Origin of the sequence: Hyphomonas atlantica corrig. (assembly GCF_000682715.1) — a bacterium.
GTDB classification, from domain to species: Bacteria; Pseudomonadota; Alphaproteobacteria; order Caulobacterales; family Hyphomonadaceae; genus Hyphomonas; species Hyphomonas atlantica.
This window is the reverse complement of record NZ_AWFH01000012.1, coordinates 274,413-287,013: the sequence shown is the minus strand read 5'-3', so window position 1 is coordinate 287,013 and position 12,601 is coordinate 274,413. Positions and strand designations below refer to the sequence as shown.

Genomic DNA, 12,601 nt, shown 5'->3' with positions numbered 1-12,601 from the left:
ACCTGGCCCCCTTCGACCAAGTCTTACGTGGCAGTAAGAAATGTGCGCCGCAGATAGTCAATCGGATGCAACGGTGCTTTTGGGTGAAATGACAATGGTGTGACAGAAACGCATCACCTTATTGGGTCATTTTGAGCATTATTATCCTAATTCCCTAGGGGAATGACGAAAAATTGCCCGAACTGTCGCAATCACTGCTGTTCAGCCGCGCCCAACAATTAGGCATTTTCGGGCTATTCTCGCGTCATTCAGCTCCGGAAATCCGGATTCGCGTAGGTTGAATGAAACTTTCGAATAATTGCCCGGATCAGGTCAGCGCAAACGATACGGCAATCAACAGGGCCAACAGGATGATGAGGACGATAAAACTCGAAAAGAGCAGAATCAGCGTCCGCAGCATCGCCATGATCCGGCCTGTTCCGTAGGTCACGCGCAACTGTTTGTAGAGATATACGATCAATGTCAGAACACCGAACAGGACCAGCCAGCCGGTCATCGAAGGCCTGACCGCCGCAACGACCAGAAACACCGTCGCCGTCATGTAGATGAACGTCTGCACATGCAGCGCCGTGATCACATGATCATAAATGTACCGGCTGCGATGCCACGCATAAAGCAGAGTCAGCATCAGCGCGAGAATCGGCATGAACATCAGGCTGAATCGCGGCGCCCATTCGCGTATTCGCGCACCATATCGGTCCTGGTTCTCGTAAACAGTGGCGGCATGGTCGGCGGCGCGCCAGGCCTGTTGGCGCTGCTCAACCGTCGCATTCTCGTCCAGACGGGCATTGACCTCATCATAGAGCGCGTCGCGATTGATCCGGCCATCATCCTGCAAGATACGCTGGACGGTGATGCCATGCTGCGCGTCGTTCAGCGTCTGCTGCAGTTCGAGACGCGCCTCCTCATCCAGGTCTGCGCTGTCGAGTTGCTCGCGGATCTCTGCCAGCCGGTCTTCAGACACAATGGGCGTGGGCTCACCGGTCTCATCCAGACCGAGATCGAGCCCCTCCTCCAGCATGTCATTGATCTTGAACGTATGGTACCAGCCGAGTTGGTCGCCCAGCGTGAACAGGGTGAGGAAGAACACGACCGACGCCAGCAGGAACATGCGGAATGGCGGCACATAGCGCGCCCGTTTGCCTTCCAGATAATTGCGCGTCATCCGCCCCGGACGAAAGAACAGCAGCGGCAATGACCGCCACAGACGCCCATCAAGGGCGAATGTGTCGGCCAGGCTGCTCATGACCAGATCCCAGACGGGGCGATGGAAATCAGACGCCAATTGCCCACAGGTCGTACAGAACCTGTCTTCGACAATCGCACCGCAATTGGCGCAGGGCAGTCCGGAATTTACCGGATGATGGTCCCCGGTGGTCAGGCCACTGCCAGAGGCAAGGCCTGCCGCTTCCATCTCATGTTCCATTCCAAGACCCCCGTCCTGTTACCCCTACTCGCTTGTGCCAAGCCCATCCCGGCACAGGAAGCGGGAGCGGTTCTGGTCCTTCGCGTTGTCGATCCATCCCGTCAGCGACGGATCGACCAGATTCTTCGTCACCTGGAACCACATCGGCGTGATCGGATAATCTTCCAGCATCAGCTGTTCGGCCTCCGCGAAGATTTCCGCCCGCTTGTCCAGGTCCAGCTCCCGATTGGATTGCTGCAGAAGGGCATCATACTCCGGATTGGAATAATCGCCATAATTCTGCTGGCCGGTGTTCGAATCCAGCAGATAGAGGAAATTGATCGGGTCGTCGAAATCCGCCACCCACGCCGCGTCGGAAACTTCAAAATCCGATTGGCGCAGGCGGGCATACAGAACCTTGGTATCCTGCTTCACAATGATCGGATCGACCCAGGGCGCAATGTCGGCCCAGTTTGCCTGAGCGACAGGGGCAACCTTCGGATTGTCGTCCGTCGAGCGATGAATGAATTCGAAGCTGAGCGGATTATCTGGCCCGAAGCCGGCTTCCTCCAGAAGGCGTTTTGCTTCCGCAAGGCGTTCGGCGCGTGGGAGATCCTTCCATTCGAGTTCAGGACGGGTCACCGCATAATTGTCCATGCCCGGCGGAACAAAGGAATAGGCCGGTTCAAAGCCAGGCGTCAGCACGTTCTTGACCATGAATTCGCGATCCAAAGCCATCGCCAGCGCCTTGCGCACGCGCATGTCGTCAAACGGGGCCTGCTGGGTGTTGAAACTCCAATAGGTCGTGTTCAGGGATGGCGTCGTGCGAGGCCAGCCCGGCAGTTTCGCCTCGATCTCCTCGGCGCGGGCGCCATCGAAGGCATTGTTGATGTCCAGCTCGCCCGCCTGGATCTTGTTTTCAACCGCAGTCAGGTCTTCCAGTTCGAAATAGACGACCCGGCCGAAACAGGCTTCGTCCGCCCCGAACCCGGTCGGGTTCTTGTCGGCGACGAGCTGGTCGCCCGTGCGCCAGTAGACGAGCTTGTACGGGCCGTTCACCACAATATTGTCCGGCTGGATCCACGCATCGCCATAGGTTTCGATAGCCTGGCTCGGCACAGGGAAAGTCGTGTAGTGGGACAACAGGCCCGGCAGGTATGGCGCGGGATATTCCAGCGTGATCTCGAGCGTTTTGTCGTCAATCGCACGCACGCCCAGTTCTTCTGGCGGCAATTCGGTCGCGTTCACCTTGGCGGCGTTCTTGATCAGATAAAGCAGCGAGGCATATTGCGAGGCGACTTCCGGGGCCTGAATACGGCGCAGCGCAAAGACGAAGTCGTTTGCCGTTACCGGTGTGCCATCTGACCAGTTATAGTCGCCAAGATGGAAGGTCCAGACGAGACCGTCCTCGCTGGTTTCCCAATGTGTCGCCATGCCCGGCTCCGGGCGGGCGTCCGGCCCATCGGTTGTAAGGCCGATGAACATGTCGCCGATGACGATGTTTTCCCACTGGGCTGAAGACTTGTGCGGATCGAGCGTATCCACCTTGGCTGAAATTCCGCGCCGCAGTGTTGGCACATCCTCACCCCCGGAATTGCCGCCGCCTCCGCAGGCAGCGAGGGTCAGGGCGAACACAGCGGCCATGCCGCTGCCGATCAACGCATTCAGCTTCATTGTTTTTATGTCTCCAAACTCTTTTCGGCTTTCGCACGATTTGCCACAGTGCTGCCAGACCGCGAGGGATTTGCAAAGCCTTCGTGCCGGTTGAACGACATGAGGTGAGAGAAATGACCCGCTTTTGGTGCATCACAGGAATGATTATTGCGCTGGGCGCTCCGGCCGTGGCCGAGGAAATCTCCACGGAAGATGTCTATGCCTGCACCGCGATCGAAACAGATGCTGAGCGCCTGGCATGCTATGACGCTGCCGTAGGGCGTCTCCAGGCAGCCGAAGAGGCGGGCGAAGTCACAACGGTGACACGCAAGGAAGTCGAGCAGGTCCAGAAGGATTCCTTCGGCTTCTCCATCCCGTCCCTGCCCTCTATCGTGCTGGGCAAGTCTGGTGAAGATGGCAACCTGACGGAAGTGACCCAACCCGTGAAATCCATCCGCGGCGGGCGTGGAAGCTTGATCGTCTACCTCGAAAACGGGCAGATCTGGCGCCAGACGGATTCAAAGGCGATACGCAATAGCGGCCAGTCCGAAGCACAGATCTATGAAGCCGCCCTCGGCAGCTACAAGATAAAACTGGATGGCGGTCTCGCCTTCCGGGCTGAGCGGATCAAGTAACTGCATCCATCTTCGGCACGATCTGCCCAGCAGGGCCGCATTCTCACAGGTTTGCGCGCAACCTGTGCTGCCGGGCTTGCTGGCAGCGTGAAACCTTTGAGACGCTGATACGTACCCCGTACACACCGACACAGGGGAATTGCGTATCCGAACGAAGATTGATGCCCGAGCCAAAACACGCTGGCTGAAACGATTTCGCCCGCCAATCCTGTTCGCCCTGTGCGGTGCGGCGCTGGTTTTCCTTGCGCCTTATCTGCCGGACTACGTTCCTGATCATTTCCTGACAGACGAGCGCGCAGAGGCCATTTCCGAAATAGCCTCCGGCGTTCTTTTCATTCTGGCCCTCGGCTGGCTGGTCGGTACGATCGTGGACGCGTTGATCAAACGACGCCTCGCCGGACTTCACCTGGATGCCGAAGACAATCTGGAAGCGCGCAAATCCGCGACCCGGCTGGATGTGGTGCGCCGCGTCTGGATCGTTATCGCCGGTATTGTAACCATCGCCGCGGCCCTCACCGTCATTCCAGGCGTAAAGCAGATCGGCGTCAGCCTGTTTGCATCTGCCGGAATCGCAGGCATTGCAATTGGCCTTGCCGCGCGGCCGGTGCTGAGCAATCTGATTGCGGGGCTGCAGATCGCCTTTACCCAACCCATCAGATTGGACGATGCCGTCGTTGTCGAAGGGGAATGGGGTTGGATCGAAGAAATCGGCCTGTTTTACGTGGTCATCAAGATCTGGGACTGGCGGCGCCTTGTTGTGCCCCTATCCTACTTCATCGAAAAACCCTTCCAGAACTGGACCCGCAAGAGCGCATCGATCATTGGGCCGATCTACTGGACAGTGGACTATCATGCGCCGATTAGCCGGATGCGGGAGAAACTCGAAGAGATCTGCAAATCCACGCCGCTTTGGGATGGTGACGTGGTGAATTTGCAGGTGACCGAAGCGTCTGGGACGTCGGTCACCGTGCGCGGTCTGGCCTCCGCCAGCACATCTCCCAAAGCATGGGATTTGCGCTGCCTGATCCGGGAACAGATGATCGAATGGCTTCAGACTGAACACCCTGAGGCCCTGCCCCGCCTGAGAGTTGATACGGCGATAGACATGCCGGACGAATTCAGCGGATTTGCGCCTCAACGCGAATAGGTGATCACCAGGGGTGAGTCTGGCCTTCATAATCAATGAACCGAAGCTCTTTAGACGGACCAGCCGAGGTCAGCACATTGTAAAGCCCCTCTGCGCTATCGACCGGGCGCACCGGAGCGTCAGCGCCGCCCATATCCGTATGGGCCCATCCCGGATGCAGCGCCAGCACTGTAACGCCTCTCTCCGCGAGTGCCGGAGCGGCCGACCGCAGGGCCATGTTCAGTCCCGCCTTTGAAACGCGATAGACAAACGCAAAATCGTTTGTGGTATTCTCGATTGAGGCCACCATGCTTGACAGGCCAGCCGCGATCTTCACCTCACTCGCTGCAACATTGTCGAGCAGGACGTCCATGATCCGTACCGGGGCAATTGTATTGACTGCCAGCATTTCGGCGAACACATCGTAGTCGATGTCCTTGAAACCATCGAAGGTACAGATGCCTGCATTGTTGATCAGATAGTCGATCGGCTCGTCCCCGAGGGTCGACTTCAGGGCTGCCACCGAGTCAGCATCTGTCACTTCCAGCGGGTAGACACGGGCGCCTGTGGCGTTCAGCTCAGTTGCCGAATCTGGGTTTCGAGCGGTCGCAATGACGTCATGACCTTCAGCGAGAAACTTGCGAACCAGCTCAAGGCCAATGCCTCGGTTGGCTCCGGTAATAAGGGCAGTAGGCATTGCAGGGCTCCATCACACTGGCATCTGATATTGATATATCATTTTACTCGCCAATGGGGCCGTGTCTAGCTTTCCGATATGATCCGGTAAACAGCGGTAGCCTTCATCACGGGTTGGTCGCCCTGACGGGCCGTGCCACCGGTAAACAGAACAGTTCTTGTGCGACGGTCGATCCGCGGCTCAAATTGTATGTCCGCCGCGTCCGTCGCAGCAGATGAAACATCAAACGTAACGGATACCATCTCGACGGTATTCGGGGCACAGGCAGCTTCAGCATCGGCACGAATGGCCGCCATCAGGTCAAGGGCCAATTGCTCGTCCCGTCTCACATTCGTGCTGTCCTGCATATCTCGAAACCCCGCTTCTTTTGTTCTGGTCGCAGCACTTAGACAGGCTACCCTCAAAAGAAAAGGGCCAGATCGGCTGGGGGGAAGAGAGGGGGAAACCGATCTGGCCTTCAATGTAATCCCACGCAGCAGCTGACGGGGGTGAGTCAGGGGGGGGTGCTGCGAGGTCCTATCAGTACGCACCACAATCCATTTGGTTCACAGGAATTTTCGGCAAACACAAAAAAACCGCCCCGAAGGACGGTTTCTTTCAGAATGATCGCTGGATTAGGCGGCTTTGGCCGCCGCCGTCACTGCGTCCAGATCAGAGCCGATCAGGTCGCCCAGATGGCCAAACCCGACCAGTCCATGATGCTCGTCCATATAGGTGGAAATGCACGGCAGCAGCTGGCCGATGGCTTTGTGGTCCAGGCCAATCTTGTGCAGCTCGGTGATCATGGATTGCGCGACCACGCGCTTGCCGCCGGGTGTCTGTTCGATCATACGGGCGATTGTGCCGGTCGGCGCGCCGATGGCGCTGCCTATACGGGCCGACAGGGCGCGAGCACCGGGAACCGTCTTGAACATCGCCGTGGCGAAGGGTGAATCCTGGCGCTCAGCCGCGTTCAGGACGATACCCAATGCACTTTTCGCCGTCTCTTCAGACAACTCATTTTGACGGGCGATATGGGCAGTGATCTCGTTCAACATGTGCGGCTACGCTCCGGCAAGGTTAACACCTATAGAGCCCCTATTAACGCTGTTTGTGCTTACCGCTTCGTTACCTTAACTGCCGGTATGCACATCAAACCCTGCCAAGAGCGTTAAGACGCGTTAGGTCCGGGTAAACAAATGGGGCCGATTCGTTTACGATTTGGCCAAATCCCACTTCAAAGGAGCAGACATGATCCGCATTGGCATCCTCGGCGCCGCCAAGATCGCCCCCAAGGCCATCATCGACCCAGCCTCGTCCCGCGATGATTGCATGATCCACGCGGTCGCTGCGCGAGATGTCGAAAAGGCCCGCGCCTATGCGCAGGAACACCATATTGAGCATGTCGAAACCGATTATGAGGCACTGGTTCGCCGCGATGATCTGGACCTGATCTACAACGCCCTGCCCCCTCACCGCCACGCTGAACTCTCCATCGCAGCGCTGGAAGCTGGCAAGGCGGTACTCTGTGAAAAACCATTCGCGATGAACTCCGCAGAAGCGGCGCGTATGGTCGAAGCCGCACATAAGGCGGACAAACCCCTGATCGAGGCTTTTCACTATCGGTTCCACCCCGCTTTCCAGCGTGTGATGGAGATTGTGGCAAGCGGCGAGCTCGGCGACATCAAGACCATGCGCGCGGTGTTCAATGTGACCATTCCCTATCGCGAGGGGGAACTGCGCCACACACTGTCTGTCGGCGGCGGCGCAATGATGGATTTGGGCTGCTACTCGCTGCATATGGTCCGCACACTTGCCGGGGCCGAACCGGAAATCCTGTCAGCCGAAGCCGTCTGCGAACGCCCCGGCGTCGATCTCAGCATGCAGGCCAATCTCGGCTTCGCCAGCGGCGCATCTGCGAGCATCGAATGCAGCATGGCAGACGGAATTGATCGCAACATCGCACTGGAAATTGACGGCAAGGATGGCAGCCTCGTCTTTCTGAACCCCGTCCACCCGTACCGAGGGCACCAGATCCGCGTTCGTCGTGGCGGCGAGGAAGCCATTGAGACCATTGATGGCAAGATCACCTATGAGCACCAGCTGGACCATGTGATGGACGTGTTGACGGGACGCGCAGCTGCGTTGACCGGCGGCGCAGATGCCCTTGCAAACATGGCCGCCATTGACGCGATCTATACGGCGGCGGGCCTCTCCCCTCGCGGGCTCTGACACGCTTGTCAGCCGCTGGCGATTGATGGTAATCGACAGGCCTCACAACAGGCGCTGAGCGCGGTCGCGTCACGAAGACGAGGCAACCGCGGCGCAGGATAAGTCCTGTGTGTGCGCCGAGACCGGCACTCCCCCAGGACGTCAGAGCCAGGAGTGCCCTATGAAGACCATCATTGAACCCTTCCGCATCAAATCAGTTGAGCCGATCCGCATGACCACGCGCGAGGAACGCGAACGCCTGCTGCGCGCGGCAGGCTACAATCTCTTCAAGCTGCATTCGGATGATGTGCTGATCGACCTGCTGACCGATAGCGGCACTTCCGCCATGAGCGCCGCGCAATGGGGCGCCGTGATGACGGGCGATGAAAGCTATGCTGGCGCGCCCAGCTTTTACCGGTTTGAAGCGGCCGTGCGTGACCTGATGGATTTCAAGCACATCATCCCTGCGCATCAGGGCCGCGCGGCGGAACATCTCCTGTTTTCCCTGATTGCCAACCCCGGCCACGTGATCCCGTCGAACACGCATTTCGACACGACGCGCGGCAATATCGAAGCCGCAGGCGCGGAGGCGCTGGACCTGCCCATCGCAGAGGGCAAGGTTCCATCTCTCGAGCACCCCTTCAAAGGGAACATGGATCTGGAGGCCCTCGCTCGCCTGATGGACGAGCGAGGCGACGCCGTACCCTGCGTGATGATGACGATCACGAACAATGCCGGCGGCGGACAGCCGGTGAGCCTGGCCAATATTCGCGGCGCAGCAGAGATCGCTCACCAGCATGGCAAGCCGTTCTTCATTGATGGCTGTCGTTTTGCGGAAAATGCCTGGTTCATCAAGCTGCGCGAGGATAGCCAGCAGGAACGTTCCATCAAGGACATTGTGCGCGATACTTTCGCTGTCGCTGACGGTATGACGATGAGCGCCAAGAAGGACGCCTTCGCCAATATCGGCGGGTGGCTGGCACTGAATGATGACGCACTGGCCGAACAGGCGCGCACACGCCTTATCCAGACCGAAGGCTTCCCCACCTATGGCGGCCTCGCCGGGCGCGACCTGGACGCCATCGCGCAGGGACTGACCGAAATCGTGGATGAGGACTATCTACGCTACCGCGTGCGGACGAATGCCTATATCGCCGAACGGCTGGATGCGCTGGGGGTGCCGGTCATGAAACCCGCCGGCGGGCACGCCGTATTCGTCGATGCCCGCGAATGGCTTCCGCACATTCCGCCACTCGAATATCCCGGCCACGCGCTCGCCTGCGCACTCTATGAAGAAGGCGGCATTCGCGGCTGTGAGATCGGGACCGTCATGTTCGGACGCAAGCCGGACGGCAGCGAGGAACCTGCCCGCATGGACCTTGTCCGCCTCGCCATGCCGCGCCGTGTCTACACTCAATCGCATGCGGATTATATCGTCGAAGTGTTCGAGGAACTCGCCAAACGCAAGGACGAGATTCGCGGCCTGAAAATCGTGAAAGAACCGCCGATGATGCGCCACTTCACGGCTGAGTTTAAGCGACTTTAGGCAACGCGGCGCTCAGGGGAAGCCAGTAGGAATCGCCCCTAGCCGGTCTTCGCCATTTCGATCCATTCTTCGACTTCCTCTTCAGCGAGGTAATCGTCGTCACGGATCACGCGGTCGCCCTGCGGAGTTTGCAGGAACTCGCTGGCCAGCATGAACAGGGTCCGTGCCGGCGCTTCGGCCAGTTCCTTGCGGTTGCGGATTCCCGCGCCGACAAGGATCTGGGCGTCGTGCACACGCAGGCCCGGCACTTCCATCATCAGAATGGTCTGGTCTTTCCAGTCATTCAGCGTGTCTACGTCGATATAGGCCACGTCGACCTGGAAGACGGTTTCCTCCGTGTCGCAATCAAGCAGGTCGCCAACGGTGGTGATGCCCGCGCGTCCGAGACGCTTGGCTGTCTTCTTGCCGATGCTTGGTGCCTCCACTACAGGAGATTCCCGCGTGATGCGACTGCGTCGGGCGATGTCGCCGGACTCTTCGCCAAGACCCTCTGGTTCGGCTTTCGCCGTGACGGGCTCTGGCTGGGCTTCGGTTTCGGGCTCAGGCTCGAACAGAACTTCCTCTGCCTTGGGGGGTGCCTCTTTCCGGGTCGCAGGTGTTTCTACGGCTTCAGCCGGCGCGTCTTTTGCGGTTTCCGGCTCAGTGACCGCCTCAACAACCTCTACCTCTTCTGAAGCGATTTCGACCGTATCGACGGTCGCTGTCTCTTCCTGGGCCATCAGCTCATTCAGCAGGCGCTCTTCCACGGCCTTATTCTTCGACCCGATCGGACCGATTTCCTGTTTGTCGAGCTGTTTGAGTGGCACGCGCAAAACCTGTTTGGCGTGCATCTTGCGGATTTCCTTGTCGTCGTCCGGCAGCGTGCGGATCACTTTTCCGGTCTTCTGGAATTCCTTGTACATGCGCGTGACTGTGCGCTTGTCAGCGGCATCGGACAATTTCGCCGTGACCCAGCGGATCGGGATGTCCAGAGTCTCGATATAGCCCTGCAACGTCAAGTTGGTCTTCGGTGCGCTGACAGCCGCTTCCTCGATGGCGCGGGAAATGATCGCCCCGAAGCCAGCCGTAGCATAAGCCACCAGCTCCACAATCGCATCGAACATGGTCTCGTCGAGCCCGGCGGGCGGATCCTTCACGCCGACGTCCAGATCATAGTGATCAATGAAGGTCTGATAGTGCGGGTGCGACAGGCGCGCGCCGTTGCGCACCATGTCCGCCACGAAACCTGCGCCCTCTGGCACGGGCACATCGGGATAGCCTAGCGTCTCGATACGCGCGTCAATCTTGTCGCGAGACTTCGCAATGCTCCACTCGACCGCGCGGTGCATTGTGCCTTCTTCTTCCGTCTGCCCCGTATGGAAAGGCTGGATCGGGTCGGCGTAATAGTGGCTGAGCACGCCGAGCGCATAGGCAGCCTTGCTCCACTGCTTGCGGCGCAAATGATCAACGGCGGTGGCATACCATTCCATCGCCTTGCCCGGCGCGCCGCCCCACTCCCCTTCAGAAATGTGCAGGACGTGGTTCTTGAAATCCTTGAACTTGGAATCCGGCGCCTTGGCCCCTTCCAGCAGATGTTCGTGATGGACGAGGAACAAATCCTTCCACTTGTCCGCCTCATCCGAAGCGATCAGGGACAGCGCGTCCATCGCGATATAGTGGTGCGTCGAGCGACACCGATGGCCGCGAATTACCCGTTCGAGCAGAGACATCCGAGTCTCCCTTTCCCGCCTGATGTAAACTGGATCAGATGAGAAATGCCTAATGATAGTTACGCGATCATTAACCATTCGCGCGGGAGGGGAGTTTTGTTGCCTCTCTACCGCACAGCAAAATCCGTCGGCTCAGTGCTTTTACCTTTTGAGTCCTTTTCGCCCTTGGCCTGGCCGTGCTTGTTGGGGCCCATGAAGCCGAACAGGTGGCCGCCCACTTTCCGCATCTGGATCTCTTCCGAGCCCTCCGTGATTCGATAGCGGCGGTGATGGCGGTAAATATGCTCGAACGGCTTGTGGCGGGAATAGCCCATGCCGCCATGCACCTGCATCGCCCGGTCAGCCGCGTTGCAGCAGAGCCGGTTTGCCCGGTAGTTGCACATCGACACCTTGTCGGAGAGGTGGATCGCCACTTCAGGCTTTGACATCTGATCCATTTCCCACGCTGTCTTGAAGATCAGCAGGCGCAACATTTCAGCCTCGGTGGCAAGCTCTACCAGCGGGAACTGGATAGCCTGATTGGTGGCCAGCGCCTTGCCGAATGGCTTGCGTTCGCGGGCGTACTGCACGCTCTCATTGATACAATACATCGCCGCGCCGACGGAGCTGGCCGCCTGGCGAATGCGGTTTTCGTGGACGAAGTGCTGAGCCAGGGCCAGCCCGCCTTCCGGTGGACCAAAGACCGCATCTTCCGGCACCCAGACATCCTTGATGGTCAGGCGCGGATGGTCCGTCGGCATATTGAACGTCCACATGTATTCTTCGATGATCACGCCCGGATCACGCGCCGGAACAAGCAGGCAGGTGATGCCCTTTGCATCGCCATCCTCACCGCTGGTCCGGCAGAACAGCATGATATGCGTCGCGACATGCATGCCGGTGATCCACATCTTCTCGCCATTGATCAGCCAGCCATCCTTGCCATCGCGCTTCTCACGCACGGCACGCGTCTCCATATGGGTTGCGTCAGAGCCGTGGTCCGGCTCGGTCAATCCAAAACAGGCTAGGAATTTCCCGTTAAGCGCGTCCTCTGCCAGATGCTTCTGATCCGGACGGGCGAAATCCCGCAACATCAGGATCTGCGGGAAGTTGCCGACGATGGAATGCTCGTTCTGGAGATCATTGTGCAGGCCGAGCCCCTGTTTCGCAAAATGCTCGCGGATAATGGCCATGCCGAGATTGGAGCCGTCCTGACCACCAAATTCTTTCGGCAGAGCATAGCGCAGATGCCCCGCCTTGTCGGCGCGGCGCTTCGCTTCCCTGAGCAGCTCTTCCCATTCGGGGCGAGGCAGGCCGCCATTCTCGAAATCGGTGCGCGCCCACTCACGGCGATGGTCGAAGAAGCGGATATTGTCGTCTTGCTGCTCTAGCGGACGAATCTCGTCTTCGATGAACTGGTCCAGCACGTTCAGATAGTCGGCAATGTCCTGCGGGATATTGAAATCCATGGGTCCGGTGTCCTCTCCTCGGCGGTCGCATTTGGCGATCTCGTTTCCACCAAAGAGAATAACGCGCCGATGCAACACGGCAATTTGTGCCGCCACGGCAGGAAAGACACAAAAAAATAATCAATGAACAATTGACATTTTGTTCATTGATTATAGTTTGGATACACGGTCATCACCGGCCGCAACTGCAAG

At 58.6% G+C, this 12,601-nt stretch carries 11 protein-coding genes; 4 read left to right on the top strand and 7 right to left on the bottom strand.

Annotation, left to right across the window (positions count from 1 at the left end):
- Nucleotides 1–307: 307 nt before the first annotated feature.
- Nucleotides 308–1,426, bottom strand: coding sequence for a DUF3667 domain-containing protein (locus HY36_RS08735; protein WP_035551208.1), 1,119 nt, complete (start codon nucleotides 1,424–1,426; stop codon nucleotides 308–310).
- A gap of 24 nt (nucleotides 1,427–1,450) precedes the next feature.
- A complete protein-coding gene (locus HY36_RS08730) occupies nucleotides 1,451–3,079 on the bottom strand; it encodes a peptide ABC transporter substrate-binding protein (RefSeq protein WP_035551205.1) in 1,629 nt (542 codons plus the stop codon).
- 113 nt (nucleotides 3,080–3,192) lie between these two features.
- Between HY36_RS08730 and HY36_RS08725 the strand changes: the two genes are divergently transcribed.
- Both HY36_RS08725 and HY36_RS08720 read left to right on the top strand, forming a co-directional pair.
- Complete coding sequence (locus tag HY36_RS08725; RefSeq protein ID WP_155841808.1) at nucleotides 3,193–3,693, top strand: hypothetical protein; 501 nt, start codon at nucleotides 3,193–3,195, stop codon at nucleotides 3,691–3,693.
- A gap of 139 nt (nucleotides 3,694–3,832) precedes the next feature.
- Nucleotides 3,833–4,840, top strand: coding sequence for a mechanosensitive ion channel family protein (locus HY36_RS08720; protein ID WP_051602646.1), 1,008 nt, complete (start codon nucleotides 3,833–3,835; stop codon nucleotides 4,838–4,840).
- A 4-nt stretch (nucleotides 4,841–4,844) separates the two neighbouring features.
- Here the strand turns inward: HY36_RS08720 and HY36_RS08715 are convergent, their stop codons facing one another.
- From HY36_RS08715 to HY36_RS08705, 3 genes are all read right to left on the bottom strand, one after another.
- Nucleotides 4,845–5,516 (bottom strand): SDR family oxidoreductase, encoded by a 672-nt coding sequence (locus tag HY36_RS08715; RefSeq protein ID WP_035551201.1) that lies wholly within the window; start codon nucleotides 5,514–5,516, stop codon nucleotides 4,845–4,847.
- A gap of 65 nt (nucleotides 5,517–5,581) precedes the next feature.
- The gene (locus tag HY36_RS08710; protein ID WP_035551197.1) at nucleotides 5,582–5,863 is read right to left on the bottom strand and encodes a hypothetical protein; all 282 of its coding nucleotides are present in this window, start codon (nucleotides 5,861–5,863) and stop codon (nucleotides 5,582–5,584) included.
- A gap of 267 nt (nucleotides 5,864–6,130) precedes the next feature.
- Nucleotides 6,131–6,553 (bottom strand): hypothetical protein, encoded by a 423-nt coding sequence (locus HY36_RS08705; protein WP_035551194.1) that lies wholly within the window; start codon nucleotides 6,551–6,553, stop codon nucleotides 6,131–6,133.
- A gap of 193 nt (nucleotides 6,554–6,746) precedes the next feature.
- Between HY36_RS08705 and HY36_RS08700 the strand changes: the two genes are divergently transcribed.
- Both HY36_RS08700 and HY36_RS08695 read left to right on the top strand, forming a co-directional pair.
- Entirely contained in the window at nucleotides 6,747–7,727 is a 981-nt protein-coding gene (locus tag HY36_RS08700) for a Gfo/Idh/MocA family protein (RefSeq protein WP_035551192.1), read from the top strand.
- 160 nt (nucleotides 7,728–7,887) lie between these two features.
- Nucleotides 7,888–9,252, top strand: coding sequence for a tryptophanase (locus tag HY36_RS08695; RefSeq protein WP_035551189.1), 1,365 nt, complete (start codon nucleotides 7,888–7,890; stop codon nucleotides 9,250–9,252).
- 38 nt (nucleotides 9,253–9,290) lie between these two features.
- Here the strand turns inward: HY36_RS08695 and HY36_RS08690 are convergent, their stop codons facing one another.
- A complete protein-coding gene (locus HY36_RS08690; protein ID WP_035551186.1) occupies nucleotides 9,291–10,961 on the bottom strand; it encodes a DUF4332 domain-containing protein in 1,671 nt (556 codons plus the stop codon).
- A 107-nt stretch (nucleotides 10,962–11,068) separates the two neighbouring features.
- Nucleotides 11,069–12,409: an acyl-CoA dehydrogenase family protein gene (locus HY36_RS08685; RefSeq protein ID WP_035551183.1), complete on the bottom strand. Its 1,341-nt coding sequence runs from the start codon at nucleotides 12,407–12,409 to the stop codon at nucleotides 11,069–11,071.
- Nucleotides 12,410–12,601 lie beyond the last annotated feature (192 nt).

What these genes read in the sequence shown, in the direction of transcription:
- HY36_RS08735 (WP_035551208.1), bottom strand. Translation starts at nt 1,426, where the DNA reads ATGGAACATGAGATGGAAGCGGCAGGCCTTGCCTCTGGCAGTGGCCTG.
- HY36_RS08730 (WP_035551205.1), bottom strand. Translation starts at nt 3,079, where the DNA reads ATGAAGCTGAATGCGTTGATCGGCAGCGGCATGGCCGCTGTGTTCGCC.
- HY36_RS08725 (WP_155841808.1), top strand. Translation starts at nt 3,193, where the DNA reads ATGACCCGCTTTTGGTGCATCACAGGAATGATTATTGCGCTGGGCGCT.
- HY36_RS08715 (WP_035551201.1), bottom strand. Translation starts at nt 5,516, where the DNA reads ATGCCTACTGCCCTTATTACCGGAGCCAACCGAGGCATTGGCCTTGAG.
- HY36_RS08710 (WP_035551197.1), bottom strand. Translation starts at nt 5,863, where the DNA reads ATGCAGGACAGCACGAATGTGAGACGGGACGAGCAATTGGCCCTTGAC.
- HY36_RS08705 (WP_035551194.1), bottom strand. Translation starts at nt 6,553, where the DNA reads ATGTTGAACGAGATCACTGCCCATATCGCCCGTCAAAATGAGTTGTCT.
- HY36_RS08700 (WP_035551192.1), top strand. Translation starts at nt 6,747, where the DNA reads ATGATCCGCATTGGCATCCTCGGCGCCGCCAAGATCGCCCCCAAGGCC.
- HY36_RS08695 (WP_035551189.1), top strand. Translation starts at nt 7,888, where the DNA reads ATGAAGACCATCATTGAACCCTTCCGCATCAAATCAGTTGAGCCGATC.
- HY36_RS08690 (WP_035551186.1), bottom strand. Translation starts at nt 10,961, where the DNA reads ATGTCTCTGCTCGAACGGGTAATTCGCGGCCATCGGTGTCGCTCGACG.
- HY36_RS08685 (WP_035551183.1), bottom strand. Translation starts at nt 12,409, where the DNA reads ATGGATTTCAATATCCCGCAGGACATTGCCGACTATCTGAACGTGCTG.